Source organism: Kocuria cellulosilytica (assembly GCF_040981245.1).
GTDB lineage: Bacteria > Actinomycetota > Actinomycetes > Actinomycetales > Micrococcaceae > Kocuria > Kocuria cellulosilytica.
The window spans coordinates 48,566-63,296 of sequence record NZ_JAVFWZ010000010.1 but is presented as its reverse complement, the minus strand read 5'-3'; the positions used below and the strand labels follow the sequence as shown (position 1 = coordinate 63,296).

15 protein-coding genes are annotated in these 14,731 nt (G+C 68.5%); 6 read left to right on the top strand and 9 right to left on the bottom strand.

The window, feature by feature from the left end; genetic code table 11:
• Positions 1-320 precede the first annotated feature (320 nt).
• Positions 321-1,535, bottom strand: coding sequence for an NAD(P)/FAD-dependent oxidoreductase (locus tag RCG67_RS14080; RefSeq protein WP_368827153.1), 1,215 nt, complete (start codon positions 1,533-1,535; stop codon positions 321-323).
• A 393-nt stretch (positions 1,536-1,928) separates the two neighbouring features.
• Here RCG67_RS14080 and RCG67_RS14075 point away from each other — a divergent pair, with 393 nt between their 5' ends.
• Positions 1,929-2,561, top strand: a complete 633-nt coding sequence (locus RCG67_RS14075) for a recombinase family protein (RefSeq protein ID WP_368827152.1) — start codon at positions 1,929-1,931, stop codon at positions 2,559-2,561.
• Between the two features lie 899 nt (positions 2,562-3,460).
• Here RCG67_RS14075 and RCG67_RS14070 read toward each other — a convergent pair.
• A complete protein-coding gene (locus RCG67_RS14070; protein ID WP_368827151.1) occupies positions 3,461-3,883 on the bottom strand; it encodes a hypothetical protein in 423 nt (140 codons plus the stop codon).
• Between the two features lie 298 nt (positions 3,884-4,181).
• Here RCG67_RS14070 and RCG67_RS14065 point away from each other — a divergent pair, with 298 nt between their 5' ends.
• Positions 4,182-4,775 (top strand): recombinase family protein, encoded by a 594-nt coding sequence (locus tag RCG67_RS14065; RefSeq protein ID WP_368827150.1) that lies wholly within the window; start codon positions 4,182-4,184, stop codon positions 4,773-4,775.
• Between the two features lie 226 nt (positions 4,776-5,001).
• Here the strand turns inward: RCG67_RS14065 and RCG67_RS14060 are convergent, their stop codons facing one another.
• The 3 genes from RCG67_RS14060 to RCG67_RS14050 all read right to left on the bottom strand — a co-directional run bounded on the left by RCG67_RS14060 (position 5,002) and on the right by RCG67_RS14050 (position 7,766).
• Entirely contained in the window at positions 5,002-5,130 is a 129-nt protein-coding gene (locus RCG67_RS14060; protein ID WP_336650675.1) for an Rv0909 family putative TA system antitoxin, read from the bottom strand.
• A 298-nt stretch (positions 5,131-5,428) separates the two neighbouring features.
• Complete coding sequence (locus tag RCG67_RS14055) at positions 5,429-6,253, bottom strand: NADPH-dependent F420 reductase (protein WP_368827149.1); 825 nt, start codon at positions 6,251-6,253, stop codon at positions 5,429-5,431.
• Positions 6,231-7,766 (bottom strand): DHA2 family efflux MFS transporter permease subunit, encoded by a 1,536-nt coding sequence (locus RCG67_RS14050; RefSeq protein ID WP_368827147.1) that lies wholly within the window; start codon positions 7,764-7,766, stop codon positions 6,231-6,233. Before RCG67_RS14050 ends, RCG67_RS14055 begins: the two co-directional genes overlap by 23 nt.
• Before the next feature lie 382 nt (positions 7,767-8,148).
• On the opposite strand from RCG67_RS14050, the gene RCG67_RS14045 reads away from it, so the two are divergent.
• From RCG67_RS14045 to RCG67_RS14030, 4 genes are all read left to right on the top strand, one after another.
• Entirely contained in the window at positions 8,149-8,751 is a 603-nt protein-coding gene (locus RCG67_RS14045) for a TetR/AcrR family transcriptional regulator (RefSeq protein WP_368827146.1), read from the top strand.
• Positions 8,752-8,949: 198 nt separating this feature from the next.
• Positions 8,950-9,666: an NADPH-dependent F420 reductase gene (locus RCG67_RS14040; RefSeq protein ID WP_368827145.1), complete on the top strand. Its 717-nt coding sequence runs from the start codon at positions 8,950-8,952 to the stop codon at positions 9,664-9,666.
• A 378-nt stretch (positions 9,667-10,044) separates the two neighbouring features.
• Entirely contained in the window at positions 10,045-11,379 is a 1,335-nt protein-coding gene (locus RCG67_RS14035) for an NtaA/DmoA family FMN-dependent monooxygenase (RefSeq protein WP_368827144.1), read from the top strand.
• An 8-nt stretch (positions 11,380-11,387) separates the two neighbouring features.
• Positions 11,388-11,903 (top strand): flavin reductase family protein, encoded by a 516-nt coding sequence (locus RCG67_RS14030; RefSeq protein WP_368827143.1) that lies wholly within the window; start codon positions 11,388-11,390, stop codon positions 11,901-11,903.
• A gap of 243 nt (positions 11,904-12,146) precedes the next feature.
• Here RCG67_RS14030 and RCG67_RS14025 read toward each other — a convergent pair whose 3' ends face one another.
• From RCG67_RS14025 to RCG67_RS14010, 4 genes are all read right to left on the bottom strand, one after another.
• Positions 12,147-12,362 (bottom strand): hypothetical protein, encoded by a 216-nt coding sequence (locus RCG67_RS14025; RefSeq protein WP_368827141.1) that lies wholly within the window; start codon positions 12,360-12,362, stop codon positions 12,147-12,149.
• A gap of 266 nt (positions 12,363-12,628) precedes the next feature.
• The gene (locus RCG67_RS14020) at positions 12,629-13,564 is read right to left on the bottom strand and encodes a diacylglycerol/lipid kinase family protein (RefSeq protein ID WP_368827139.1); all 936 of its coding nucleotides are present in this window, start codon (positions 13,562-13,564) and stop codon (positions 12,629-12,631) included.
• A 41-nt stretch (positions 13,565-13,605) separates the two neighbouring features.
• Positions 13,606-13,929 (bottom strand): hypothetical protein, encoded by a 324-nt coding sequence (locus tag RCG67_RS14015; protein ID WP_368827138.1) that lies wholly within the window; start codon positions 13,927-13,929, stop codon positions 13,606-13,608.
• Positions 13,926-14,705, bottom strand: coding sequence for a TetR/AcrR family transcriptional regulator C-terminal domain-containing protein (locus RCG67_RS14010; RefSeq protein ID WP_438612673.1), 780 nt, complete (start codon positions 14,703-14,705; stop codon positions 13,926-13,928). Before RCG67_RS14010 ends, RCG67_RS14015 begins: the two co-directional genes overlap by 4 nt.
• Positions 14,706-14,731 lie beyond the last annotated feature (26 nt).

The window sequence follows — 14,731 nt, the reverse complement described above, 5'->3', positions numbered from 1 at the left end:
ATCCTCGGCACGAAGTGCTCCTGCCCGGGAGAGGGCAGGAGCACTTCGCCGCGCCGAGGCGCAGAAGGCGACCCCCGACCGCCGGGGAACGGATCATGGGAGTCGCTGCACCGGCGTGGGGGCCGGTGCTGCCCGAGAAGTACCAGACAGTAATATCGCGGCGCACAATCCTGTGCAGATGCATGAGTCTTGCTTCTCGGGGCCTCCCGATTTCCGACCCTCCTTTCTCACAGCTCGTGCCGCGACGACTGGGGGCGCGGGCAATCAGGTGCCATCGGAGAGGGGAACGAGGCGCCACGGATGTGTCCACACATGGTCCACTAGAAGCCCCGGAGGATCACGTTCCAGTAGTCCCGGGGGAGGACCTCGAGGTCGAAGAACCAGGAGACGCGGTTCGGGGCCAGCAGCGGCACGCCGGGGATGCTGGGTGCCAGTTCGTTGTCCCGGTCGAACTCGGCCAGCACGGCCCGGCCCCGCTGCACGGTCACGGGGGTCACGGTGTACCCGTCGTAGAAGGCGGTGGGCTCTCGACCATCGCGGGTGGCCAGGAGGTTCTCGGTGAGGATCTTCGTCTGGTGGCGCAGTGCCCCGCCGGACGAGGCGGTCTCCAGCGCGGCCGCGTCCCCGCAGGCCCACACGGTGGGCACGCGGCGGTGCCGCAGGGTCTGTGCATCCACGTCCGCGTAGCCGGCCCAAGTGGTGCCCGGGCCCGGCGCGACGCCCAGTCCCGCGTCGGCGATCCAGGCCGGGGCCCGGTGGACGGGGCTGTGGTGCAGCAGGTCGTAGGGCAGGTCCCGGGGCGTCCCGTCGACCGTGGCTCGCAGCCGGCGGGAGCCGGCGTCGATCGACTGCACGTGGGCGCTCGTCAGGACCGTGATGCCGTAGCGCCGGACCCAGGGCTGCAGCACCCGGTCCACGTCCGGCTGGCCGAACACGGTGGCGGTGGGCGTCAGCAGGGTCACCTCGATGTCCTGCAGGACACCCTGGCGCTGCCAGTAGTCGCAGGCCAGGTAGAGGATCTTCTGCCCGATCTGCGGAGTGGGCGCCGGGCCGTCCGGGATGGTGAACAGCGCCCGGCCGCGGCGCAGCCCGCGGAGCAGCTCCCAGGTCCGGGGGGCCAGCTCCACGGTGTAGTTGGTCGAGGCGTGCGGGCCGGCCATCGCCTCGACACTGCCGGGGACACGGTCCCAGTCCGGGGAGGAGCCCGCGCAGATCACGACGTCCCGGTAGCCGATGTGCTCGCCGGAGGACAGCGTGGCTGTCCGTGCCGCCGGATCCAGTGCCTGGACACGGTCCTGGATCCATCGCACGCCGCGGGGCATCACGCTGTGCTGGGCCCGGGACATCTGCCGCACGGTCTTCAGCCCGGCGCCCACGTAGGAGAGCATCGGCCGGTAGTGGTGCGTGGATTTCGGCTCCGCGATCACGATGTCCGTGATGCCCCTGCGGCGCAGTCGTGCGGCCAGGGAGATCCCGGCATTGCCGCCGCCGATCACGAGGACGTCAGTGGCGTGATCCGAGGGTGCAGTGGTCATCATGACTCCGTGGGACGAGGATGGCTCCACAACCCCGATCGGGGCCGCCCGACCATTCGACCACGAGCCGCGGCGCCCGAGCGGTGGGCATCCGAGGATTGAGGAGCTCCTTGGGGGACCATGTCGAGGAACTGGCCCGTCAGGACAGCTGGTCGACGGTGCGATGCCAGTGCCTGGTCCGCCAAGGGTCCGGATGAAGCGGCGTCCTGTGTCCCATGGGTTGCAAGATGTCTCGTCGAGCTCAAAGTGACCGTCCCACTTCCTTGGTAGTGGGACGGCCGGCGGTGAGGTCCCTCCACGAGCATTACGGATAGCCAGTGAGGTCCTAAAAGCTAGGCCCATAAAAAAGTTCCGTTTCAGACGTACGGTAACGACTTCCGGTACGCTAACGGCATGGAATTGGGCTACGCGCGGGTCTCGACGGCTAAACAGGACCTGGACCGGCAGATCGATGCTCTCCGGCAGGTCGGGATCGCGGCGGAGCGGATCTATGTGGACAAGAAGTCCGGGGCCACCACTGACCGCCCCGGACTGACCGCGGCTCTGGCCTACGCCCGCCAGGGTGACGTGATTGTGGTGCACACCCTGGACCGGCTCGGACGCACCGTGCGCGACACCCTGAACCTGATCCACGACCTCGCCGAGCGAGGGGTGGGGGTGCGCAATCTGGCGGACCCGATCAAGGTGGACTCCACCAACCCAAATGATCCGATGGCGCAACTGGCGGTGGTGCTGCTGGCACTGTTCGGGCAGATGGAACGCACCTACACCCTCGAGCGCGCCGCCCATGCCCGGGCAGTGGCCACGGCCAAGGGGCGGCGGATCGGGCGGCCTTCGGTGGTGGATCCGGACAAGCTGGCCTACGCAGCCCATCTGCGCGCCAGCGGGCATACCATGGCGGAGATCGTGGCCAAGACTGGGATCACCCGCACCACCCTTTACCGTCACCTGCCGCCGAGGCCTCCGGAGTCGGTGACCGCCGGGCCGGTCACCGCCGCCGAAGCCGACCCTGATCCGACAGACTGACTCCTCACCACACCCCTGACTGTCCGGGCTCAGCCGGAAGGGCATTCCCAGCTGGCTGGGCTCTGCCTACGGTCATGGGCGTTAGTGGCGCTGATCCCCTCCGCACCGACGCCGGTGTTCCCGACGTCCGTCTCGAGCTTCTGCATTGGCTGCTCGACCGCCTCGGACCATGGGTGAGTAGCGCGTTGGACTGCCGGTGCTGCGGTGGCAGTGCTACGCAGGACCACCGGATGGGAGAGCTGATGGACCAAGGGCAGAGCCGGGTCCTGCTCCTGGGCGGAGAATCCCTCGCTGTGCTGGGAAAGCAGAAAGCCGGACATGGGATGGTGTCCGGCTTTCTGTGTGGGAGATGCCTTCCGCCACAGCACCAGTGTGAAACACCGTGAGGGCCGCTGACTAGAGGATTCGTGCCGTGGTGGACGCGTATGACCGACTGAGTCCAGGGGGCGGCGCCGATGACGATGGTTGCCCTGGGATCAACGTCGCTCACAAGGGCGCCGCCCGACCGAGGGGATGACTCTTCAGTCGAGGGCTGGGCTGAGCGACGTCTTCTCGAGGGCGGATCCGCCTACCGCCGCTGCGAAATCGTGGATAGGTGTGGCAGGGGCGGGGTGGCCCCCCGGCCATCCCGCCCCTGCGCTGCTTCGTCGCGGACCATGATCTGGCTGGCTCCGTGGATCCCCCCGGAACCACGGTGCGCCCGGTCGACGCGGCCGAAGCTGGAGGATGGTCTGATGCAGATCCCTTGTCCCCCTGGTAAGCCAGGATGCTCGCTCCCGCCCCGTGCGGCAATGTCGGCGGTGTGTTCGCGTTCACAACCTGAAACAACAATGTGCGGTTGTGAATAGAAGGGGTCGGGATGGCCGGGCGGGGCGGGAAGGAGTGGCCCGTGCGCAGGGTCAGCCGCCGATGCTCGAGGTCTCGTCCTCGAGGTCGTCGAGCACCCACTCCGAGAGCTGTCCGGCCGGGACGACGAGCGTGTCCTCGCGCAGCAACTGTGCCTCCTGGTCCGAGAAGGGTTCCTCGGTGCGCTCGGTGTCGTGGACGGCGCGTGCGGCTGCATAGCCGGCGGCCAGTTCGGTGGCCCACTCCTGGTGGCCGGCGTAGCAGGGGTGATCGGGATCGGAGCTGCACGCCTCCAGCCACCGTGCTGGCTCCCGTGGGGCGGACGTAGTGGGCATCAGACGCTGGTGCAGGTCCCAGGTGACCTCGGCCCAACGGCCCGCGGGGGTGACCACCATGGGGTAGTAGGTGGCGACCCACTGGGTGGGAGAGGCCGGGTGCAGCTCGACGGCCAGGGCTCCAGGGGCAGGGGTCGTCATGTGTTGTTCCTGTTCGCAGGTGAGGGAGGGTCTCGCGGCGCCGGCTTGGGGCAGGGCCGTGCCGGCAGGCCGGGGGCCCTGTGGTGATTAACCAGGGTAGGCGCAGGGCCGATAATTCTAGAAGCAGGCTGAGCAATGTGACATCAGGCCGCTCCTCATGCCAGGGGATGTGAGACGTCTCGTCCGAGAAATTTGCGCCCGCATGTTTCCGCGGTTCGGCCTGTCTCGCAGCTATGTGCTTTATCCGTACCCCTAGAATTGGATACTCAACGTTAGTTGCGAGACAGATGGGGTGGACGTGGGGAAGCTGATCGGGTACGCCCGAGTGTCGACGCGGCAACAGGACGCTGACCGTCAAGTGTCCGACCTCCTGCATGCCGGTGTGCGGCGCGATGACATCTATGTGGACAGTGGAGTGTCTGGAGGGCGTGCATCGCGTCCGCAGTTCGACAAAGCCGTGGCCGCCCTCGAGGAAGGCGACACGTTGGTCATCACCACGCTGGACCGTCTGGGGCGGTCCACGCAGAACATGCTGGCCTTCGCTGAGGCACTGCGGGGGAGAGGAGCCGGGCTGCGGGTGCTCAACCTCGGTGGGGGAGACGTGGACACCGCGACCCCGATGGGCTCGATGGTGTTCACCGTCATGGCTGCTCTGGCGCAGATGGAGCTGGAGATCAAGCGGGAGCGGATCACCGACTCGGTGACCAAACGCCGGGCTGCCGGCAAGGACCTCGGTGGACGGCGCCAGACCTTCACCGACTCCCAGATCCGCAACGCCCTGCGGCTAATCGAGTCCGGGGAGCCTGCCACCCAGGTCGCCCGCGACCTCGGCATGTCCAGGGCCACACTCTACCGGCGCATCCGGGAACTGCCGCAGGTGACGATCATCTGAGTCCGTCATCTCCTGTGGACATCATGATGCGTATGTCGCACACCTGCATGGGATTCCCATCGAGCAGGGCGAACGGGCATCACCCACGCCTGGTTTCTCGCCCCCGCACCATCACCCACAGTCGGACCGGCAAGGGCCTCTCTAACGTGCCCTGTACGGGCAGCAGAGGACGAAGCCGGGCCGGCCCCATAGGGCCGGCCCGGCTCGTGTCGATCGAAGAATAAAACTACTGCTGGTCGCCGTCGTTCTTCCCGTCCAAGGCGTCCTTGGCCTTGTCCTTGCCCTGGTCGACCTTCTCAGGGTTGTCCTGGGCGTAGTCCTTGGCCTTATCGGCTGCTCCACCAAGATCCGGCATGGAAACTCCTTCCGTTGATCCCCCGCCGCCATGACTCATCACGGTCACCACGGGCTGACTCATCCATCCTGAAGGATGCCTCCGGAAGAAACCACCACCGGCCGGGGCCTCTCCGGAGCCGTCACCACTGCCGCCTCGCCTGCCAGTGCTGGTAGCTCAGTCCCAAGTCAGGAGGGGGCTCCGGCCCCTGTCGCTTTACATATGGCCGTCTACCGGTCACGACCTACGAGGGTGACGTTGCAGTATGGGTTGGTTTTCGCCGTGTTTGCCAGGGAGTGCCTCGAGGGGTTCTCTGGGTTCAGATGAAGAGGGCGCGGTTGAGGCGTACGCCGTATTCGGCGTCGGGGTTGGTGGTGGCGTCCCCGACTCGTTCCTGGATGGCGGCGACGGCCAGGTCGCGTCGCGTCGGCGATCGCCTCGCGTCTGCTGCCGCCCACTGCTGCGGCATCTCTTCGAGGGTGAGGTCGGTGCAGTAGCACGGGGTGCCCGGCTGCTGGCGCCACGATTGCGCCAGTGGGCCCGCGTCGAAGGCGTCGAAGCCGGTGTCCTCGACGAGGGCCATGCCCACCGCCCGGTCCTGGTCGTCATCGGCTGCCACGGGGATGGCGATGCGGTCCGGGCTATCCGCCGGCTTGTTTTTGGCCGCGAAGGAATGGGAGCCGATCGCGTTCCACGCCTTGACCACCGGGCGTCCCAGCTGTTCAACCACCCACAGGCTCTCGACCTGGCCGGCCTCGATGGCCTCGATCCTGCCGTCGCGCTGCGGATAGTAGTTCGAGGTGTCGATGACCACGGTGCCGGACGGCACACCGGTGAGCAGCGGCGCGATCTGCGGAAGACGGTGCAGGGGAGCGGAGAGGATCACGACGTCGACATCGATCACGGCTTCGTCCGCCAGGACCGCGCGTCCGCCTGAGGCCAGCACGTCGGGCCCGATTGTCTGTGGGCCGCGCGAGTTGGCGACCTTGACGTCGTGTCCGGCTGCGCTCAACCGTTGGGTCAGGGTGGTGCCGATGTGCCCGGTGCCCAGAATGCCGATCTTCATGGTCTGTCTCCTTGTGCTGCAGGTGGATGCCCCGATGGGAGCGAGGGGCTGTGGGTCAGGCCGTTGCCGCCGAGGCACCGGGTGTGGGTTCTGCGGGGGTGTGCGGGTCGAGTGGTCGGGGCCGGCGCACGAACAGGGTGGCGAGGGCCGAGGCGGAGGCGATGACGGCCGCGGCGGTGAAGGCGGCTTGTGCGGCGGCGACGGACTGGGCCAGATCCAGGGGTCCGGTGCCGTGTGCGGTGGATCCGAGGGTGTAGGCGGAGACGAGAACCGCGGTGCCTGCCGCGCCACCCAGTTGCTGGATGGTGCCGAAGGCAGCGCTGCCGTGGGGGTAGAGGTGAGCGGGCAGCGCCGACAGCGCGGCCGTGGTCAGCGGGCTCCACATCAGCGCCTGCCCGACGATCATGGTGATGTAGGCGATGAGCAGCGTCGAGACGGCCGTGCCGGAGTCGAGCCGGGAGAGGAACCACAGGGAGGCGGCCACGATGAGCGCTCCGGGGATCGCCAGGGGCCGGGGACCGAGGCGGTCGTAGAGTCGCCCGCCGATGGCCGAGACCACGGCGATCGTGACACCGCCGGGCACCAGGAAGAGCCCGATCTGCAAGGTGCCCAACCCGCTGACACTGCTCAGCACCAGCGGGAAGACGACTCCCGTGCCGAAGGCCGTCATGGTCAGGGCCAGCATCACCAGCAGCGGCACCGTGAACGCCCGGACAGCGAAGATCCGCACGTCCAGCAACGCGTCGTCGGTGCGCTGGAGCGCCCGCTGCCGCAGGACGAAAGCGGCGACGCCCAGGACGCCCACGAGGATGGGGAGGTAGGGGGAGACGGGGGTGTGGCCCGAGGTGGACTCACCGATGGTGGCCAGCCCGTAGACCAGGGCACCGAACCCCACGGCCGAGAGAGCGAGGGAGAGTACGTCGAGGGTGACCGGCTCCGGTGTGGTGATGTTGCGCAGCTTCACCGCACCCAGCACGAGTCCGACCAGGGCGACCGGCACCATCAGGAGGAACAGCCACCGCCAGCTCAGCTGGGACAGCACCAGGCCGGAGACCGCCGGACCCAGGGCCGGTGCGGCGGAGGACACGATCACGACCAGCGCCATGATCCGGCCCTGGCGGGCCGCCGGGACCAGACGCATGGTCGTGGCCATCAACAACGGCAGGAACACGGCGGTGCCCACTGCCTGGATGATCCGGCCGGTGAACAGGACCCCAAAGCCGGGGGCGAGAGCGGCGAGCACCGTCCCCAGGGTGAAGAGCGACATCGCGGTCAGGAAGATGGTCCGCAGGTGGAACTTGCGCATCACGAAGCCGGTGGCCGGGATCAGGACGGCCAGGACGAGCAGGTAGCCGGTGGTCAGCCACTGCCCGGTCGTCGCGGTGATCGCCAGCTCCTCGATGAGGGTGGGCAGCGCGACCCCCAACAGCATCTCGTTGAGCAGCACGATGAAGGTCGAGGCCATCAGCAGCCCCAGGACCAGGCCGTCACCGGGGGCGAGCTTGTCGCGCGCACCCACGACCTGGGAAGTGCCCAGAACATGGGGGCCGGTGTCGGGCTGTGGGTCGATCGAGGCCTGGCGGGTGGTCATACGGGTGGCTCTCTTTCACAATGCGGTGGGGTCAGCCTCGAGGAGGGCTCCGGGCAGACCGGGTCCCTGTGGTCGACGGCGGGAAGGGGGGCATGTCGTCAAGTGGAGAACGCCTCCACATCAGTAAACCGGAGAGTGTCTCCCCTTGACAAGTGGCTGCTTCTTTCCCTGCTTGTGATCGTGGCCACGCCTGGGGTGGCGACTGGGGTCTGTGGGCAGATGGCGCAGCGGGGGTGGCTGGACTTGGGTGGGTTCGGCAGGTGGTCGGTGGCGCGGATCCTGTCGAGCGAGATGCGTCGGGTTGTGGTGTGGAAGGCGCCCTCGCTTGCCCTCGACAACCATACGGAGATAGTCTCCACTTAGTCGAGGAGAGGACTCAACCATGACCGAGGCAGAGACCGGTACACGTCGGCCGCGTACCGACGCCCGGCGCAACCGCACCCGCATCCTCGAAGTCGCCGAGGAGTTCTTCACCGAGGCCGGCATCACCGGGTCCCTGGACGCGCTGGCCAAGCGGGCCGGTGTCGGAGCCGGGACCCTCTACCGGCACTTCCCCAACCGGGACGCCCTGCTGGCCGCTCTGCTGCAGGCCCGCAACGAGGAGCTGGAGGCCCAGCTCGAGGCTCTTCGGCAGGAGACGGATGCGGCGGTGGCTCTGGAGCACTGGCTGGACGCGCTGGGGGAGTGGGTGACCGCCTTCGACGGGCTGCCCGATCCCTTGCGGGCTGCCTTGTCCCAGGAGTCCTCTCCGCTGGCGATCACCTGCCAGGGCTTCATCACGACCACTGACGAGTTCCTCGGCGCGGCCCAGCGTGAGGGCGCGGCCCGGCCGTGGGTGCGTGGACGGGACCTGTTCCTGGCCGCCCTGGCCACGGCCTGGGTGCGCGGGGCAGCCATGGCCGACGAGGCCTCGGCCCAGGCCGTGCGCGAGATGATCCGCTCCGGCTGGGCCACACCCCGGCCCGGAGACACCCCGGCGAGCTGACCAGCACCGGCAGCCACGGGGACGCCCACGCAGCCCGGCGCGGTGTTCCTCATGACGAAGCGGCGACGCCCGCGGAGTCCGTGAGGGTTCCCAGGTGTCGGCCCGCCGGCATGTCGTGAACCGCCACGACGCGACCTGCGCCCGAGGGGACATCACTACCCCCATCCCATCCCACCTTTCCCAGAGCGAGGACTTGTCATGCCCACCCTTGGAATCATCGGCAGCGGAAACATCGGTGCGGCCATCGCCCGCCTGGCGACAGCGGCCGGCACCCCGGTCGTCGTCGCCAACTCCCGCGGCCCCGAAACCCTCACCGACCTCGTCGCCGAGCTGGGCCCGCTGGCCACCGCCGGCACCGTCGAGCAGGCGGCCGACGCCGGGGAGATCGTGGTGCTGTCCGTGCCGCTGACCGCGGCAACTACCCTCCCCGCCGCCCTGCTGGAGGGCAAGACGGTGGTCGACACCAGCAACTACTACCCGTTCCGCGACGGGCGCATCCCCGTCCTCGACGCGGAGGAGCTCACCACCAGCGAGCTCGTCCAACGCCACTTCACCGGAGCCCGGCTGGCCAAGGCGTTCAACAACATCCTCGCCGACCACATCCCCGCCCTGGCCCGCCCCGCCGGGTCCCCCGACCGCACCGCCCTGCCGATGGCGGGCAACGACGCCGGGGCGAAGACCCAGGTGGCAGCACTGATCGACCGGCTCGGCTTCGACACCCTCGACGCCGGCACCCTGACCGAGAGCTGGCGGTTCGAGCCCGAGGCCGCCGCCTACACCCGCCTCTACCTCGCCGACCCGGACACGCCTGCAGAGCAGATGCTCGAGACCCCGGCCGCCCCCGTCACCGCCGCCCGGTTGGCCTCCGCCCTGGAAGGAGCCCAACGGGTGCGGGTGGCCAAGCGCACCTTCTGACCCGGCCCCGCGACCTTCCTTCACGCCGCCCCGATCGAGGGCGGGAACACCGAGTAGCCCGGGCTGTGGTGTGACTGTGGAGTCGCCCCGGTGGTGACGACAGGGTGCCACCCCGCACACCGGCCCTCCGGGCCATCGTCGGCAATCAGGCGCCGAGCCCATGGGGCGGGCAGCGGCACCGTGTCGCCGCCAGGATGTCGGCACGGTGGCCCACTGTTTCGCCCGCGACATCGGTCCCCGCGGTTGCCCCATGATCATCTGCCTCTCCGGATCGGGGTGTTTCTGCCCCGTTGACAATATGGAGACAGTCTCCGTATCTTTGGAGTTCGTAGGCGGAGAGACACTCCGTTTAAGTTCACTCGCACTGGAGACTCCTCGATGACCAGCCCGCAGATGATCCTCGGCATGCAGCTCGGCAACGGCTACGGCTCCCAGCCCGCCGCCTGGCGGGCCCCCGGGGTGAATCCGTCCAACTACACCGACTTCGACGCCCAAGTCCGCTACGCCCAGGCCGCCGAACGCGGGAAGTTCGCTTTCCTGTTCCTGCCCGACTTCCTGGCCCTGAGCGGGAACCTGGAGCACGAGGCACCCCAGCTCACCCTGGAGCCCATGATGACGCTGGCGGCGATCGCCCGGGGCACCGAACGCATCGGGCTGGTGGCCACCGGGTCGACGACCTTCAACGAGCCCTACAACCTCGCCCGGCAGTTCAAGGCCCTGGATGTGATGAGCCACGGCCGTGCCGGTTGGAACGCGGTGACTACCAGCGACCCCGCCTCCGCGGCCAACTTCGGCCGCCAGATCGCCGCCCGCCCGCAGCGCTACCAGCGCGCCCACGAGACCATCCAGATCACCCAGGCGCTGTGGGGCAGCTGGCAGCGCGACGCCTGGCTCAAGGACACGAGCACCGGACGGTTCGCGGACCCGGGCAAGATCCCGGCGATCAACTTGGGCGGGGAGCACGTCGCCTCCCAGGGGCCGCTGCCCATTCCGCCTTCGGAGCAGGGCCAGCCGGTGATCTTCTCCGCCGGCGGCGGGGAGAACGGACTCGAGATAGCCGGCCGGTACGCCAGTGCGGTCATCGGGGCGGTGTTCACCATCGAGGACGCCCGGGCCCAGCGTGAGGCGGTCCGTGACGCGGCGCGCCGTGCCGGGCGCGACCCGGATGAGGTGAAGTTCTTCGCCGGGGTGATGCCGGCCATCGGCCCCACCAAGCGGGCCGCCCTGGACCGCCGCGTGGCCCTGGGCGAGCACATCTTCCCGGCCCGCGTCCCGTACCTGGGATCCATGCTGGGGCTGGATCTGGAGGTCGGTCAGCTGGACCGGCCGCTGACCCAGGAGCAGCTGGCCGCCGCCCGGCCCAGTCCCTTCGATCCCCGCTCCCCGCGGGCCTTGGAGGTCGCCCGGGAAGGGTGGACGATCCGCGACATCCTCGCCCACGGGGTCATCGACTACCACCCCACACCGGTGGGGCCTGCCTCGGTGACCGCCGACCATCTGCAGGAGTGGTTCGAGGCCGGGGCCGCCGACGGTTTCTGGGTCTCCATCGACGTCTACGAGGACGGGATCGACACCTTCGTCGACGAGGTCGTGCCCCTCCTGCAGGAACGCGGGCTCTACCACCACGACTACGAAGGTCCCACCCTGCGGGAGAACCTGGGAGCCCACGCCCAGTACGGACTGGACCCCCGGCTCGCAGACCAGGCACGGTGACCCCGGCCATGCAAACGGCAGCCGACCGGCAGAGCATCGACCCCCGCGCCTTCCGGGGCGCCCTGGGGCTCTACGCCTCCGGGATCACGGTCATCACCGGCCGTGATGAGCAGGGCCCGGTCGGGTTCACCTGCCAGTCCTTCTATAGCGTCTCCACCGACCCGCCGCTGATCTCCTTCAGTGTCATGAAGACCTCCACCACCTACCCCCGGATCCGGCGGACCGGGAGATTCGCGGTGAACGTCCTCTCCAGTCACCAGCAGGGGGTTTCGAACCAGTTCGCCCGCAAGGGCACCGACAAGTGGGCGGGCATCCGCTGGCACCCAACCCTGGCGGGGAACCCGGTCCTCGAGGACACCCTGATGTGGCTGGACTGTGAGATCTGGGCCGAGCACGACGCGGGCGATCACGTCATCGTCCTGGGAAGGGTCAACGAGATGAGCCCAGCAAGTGGGCATGCCCTGGAACCCCTCCTGTACTACCAGGGCCGCTACCGCCACCTGCACCCGAACGAGGCACCCTGAGGCGCATCACCGCGCCCTGAGGGCAAGGGCCCCACCACACTTTCAGGGTCAGCACAGCTGCTGATGGACCGCGGACATCGGAGCCAAGAGCGGCATCTTCCCCACCGCTTTACATATGGCCCATTAGAGGCAGACCGCATTGCGGTGAGGCCTCCTTGGGGCCTGCGATGTCTGTGCCGTAGGGCACAAGAAGGGCCGTGGTCGCTGTGAGAACAGGGATCACTTTGGGTCTTTCGGAGTGGGCTAGTCGTTGATGAGCTCGGAGGCGGCGTGGTCGAGTAGCTGACGATCGAGGCGGGGCAAATGCAGCGCCTGGTGGAGGTAGGCCTCGATTTCGAGCTGGCCGACATCACCGCCCAGACTGAAGTAGTGCCACCAGAGCTGGAACACCGAAATGTCAGCCTGAGCGATCGTGAGCTGCAGCAGCCGAGCTTGCTGGGCGGCAAGGGCGTCGAGCACCAGGTGCTCCTTCAATATCGAGGCCGCGCAGGGCGTTCATGATGGAGCGGGCTGGCTGGCTGCTTAACCACCCCTGTAGCAAATGAAAATAGTCCCGGACGCTGGTTGCTACACGTCGTTGACGTTTTTGGACCGCCACCCGCAGTAACGCCATCGTTCGGTGCCGCAGGCAGGGCAGGGTTCCGGATGATGACAGGGGGGGCGTGTCCCATGTCCTGACCATGGTCGCCTCCAGCACCCGGGGTGCTGAGCCGGTAGTGGGTCGCTCAGCCGATGACAGTCAGGGCCGAGGGGGCGGACTCGATGCGCACCGTGGTGTGGGCGGGCACGGAGCGGACCTCCCCGTCGAGCTGGTAGGGCATCGGCTTGAGGGCGATGAACTCATAGCGGGCCACACTGGGCTGGTCCCCCAGCCCGGTGGTGGTGGCGCGGGCGGCCTTGAGCAGCACCTTCCACTTGGCGGTGTGCGGGAACAGGATCACCTCGAACTTCCCATCGGCCGGCCGGTCCTCGGCCTCACTGAGGGTGGCGAACTTGGCCATCTGAGGAATGTTGGCGAAGACGAGGCTGTCGATCTTGGCCCGGGTGCCGTCGGAGTGCTGGATGCGGAAGGGCCGGAACTTCGCGAAGGTCCGCACCACCGAGATCATCTCCTTGAGCGCGCCCTTGTTGCCCTTCTCCATGTCGATGGCCACCACCGGGGTCAGCCCGAAGCCGATGTAGGAGTGGGCGTAGAGGGCCTCCGCGCCCGGGTGGTTCCCGGTGGACAGGTGCAGCAGATCCATCTTCCGCACCTGTCCTTCGGCGATGGCTTCGGCCAGGGGTTGGCGGGCGGTGGTGCGGTGGTGGTCGTTGGCGTTGCCGGCGGGGAGCACCGCGCACACGGCATCGGTTTTCCCGGCGGCCATGACCCCGTTGACGACCTCGTTGTAGCCCCCGTCCCCGCTGACCGAGACCACCAGGGCGTTCGGGGTGCCGGCCGCCTCCTTCGCCAGATCCACGGCGTGCCCGGCGTGGGCGGTGGGCAGCATCCGGATCTCCGGGCTGTAAGGCAGGTCCTGGGCCAGCTGCTCGCGCAGCTGCCCGGCCAGTTCCGGGGCGTCCCCGGTGCTGTGCGGATTGAAGATCACGCAGATGGCATCGAACCTGCGGACCGCCGGATCAGTGGTGTCGGTGGGGTCTGTGGCGTGGGTGGTGTTCATGGTGTGCCTGTCGGTGAGGGTTCGATCTGGGTCATGGGCTCTCATGCGGTGTCGCGGGCGTCCAGCTCAGCGGCCACCTCGAAGCTCCGGTCCATGGTGGCCGGACGGGGCCCGGCGGGATCGGTGAGGTAGTCGTGGTCGAGCTGGCGGGTGATCCTCGAGTGCAGCACCTGCAGATCCGCCATGCCCAGCCCGGTCAGATCTTCCGGGAAGTCCTCTCCCGGGTCCAGGCGGCTGCCCGGTGTCCTTGTGGGCGCGGAGGCCATGGGTGCGGCCAGGACCGGTGCCACCAGGGCGGGGGCGGTCTGTTCGTGGGGTGTGGAGTGCTGGTGGCGCCCGGTGTGGTCAGCGGCGGTGGTGGTCATGAGAGCTCCTGTGGGGCGGGGTCGGGCATCGATGTGCTCGGGGTGCTGGGTGCGGTGGGGTGGAGCTGGGCGGCGAGGCCGGTGAGCAGGATGGTGATGCCCTGGTCGAGTTCGGCGGCTCCGTCGTAGTCGGCCAGCAACGACGCCATGGCGCGCAGCCGAGGGAACTGGCGGGCGGGCAGGCGGTGCAGGCCCAGGCGCAGCAGGGACTCGTTCTCCTGCTCGTCCACGACGATCTCTTGGAGTTCGTTGAGGACGTGCCCGTAGAGGAACCCGTAGTAGGCCCGGTAGACGTGCAGCGCATCGGCCGGGGCGAAGCCGGCGTCGATGAGCAGGGCCAGGATGTTCTCCAGGGGCCGCAGGGTGCCCAGCGGGCGCAGCCCGAGTGGGGTGGACAGCGGCCGGGTCACCAGCAGCGGCACCACGTGCGGATGCTCCAGGGCCAAGCGGCGGAAGTCGTGGGCGGTGGCGCGCAGCTGCGCCTGCCAGTCCGCCCCGTCGGTGGGGATCACCAGCCGGTCCAGCACCACCTCGGTGATCCCGTCCAGCAGATCCGCCCGGTTCTTCGCGTAGCGGTACAGGCCCATCGGGTCCCGGTCCAGCTCAGCCCCCAGCCGGCGCATGCTCAAGGCGTCGAGGCCCTCGGCGTCCACCAGCTTCAGGGCCGCGGTGAGCATGATCTCCCGGCTGAGCCGCGGCTTGCGCGTCTTGGTCTCGGAGGTCGGTGAGGGGTCCTCGACGGGGTCGGTGTCGGGGTCTGCGGCAGGGGAGCTCATGGGCATCAGGATCCTTCAATAAGGGA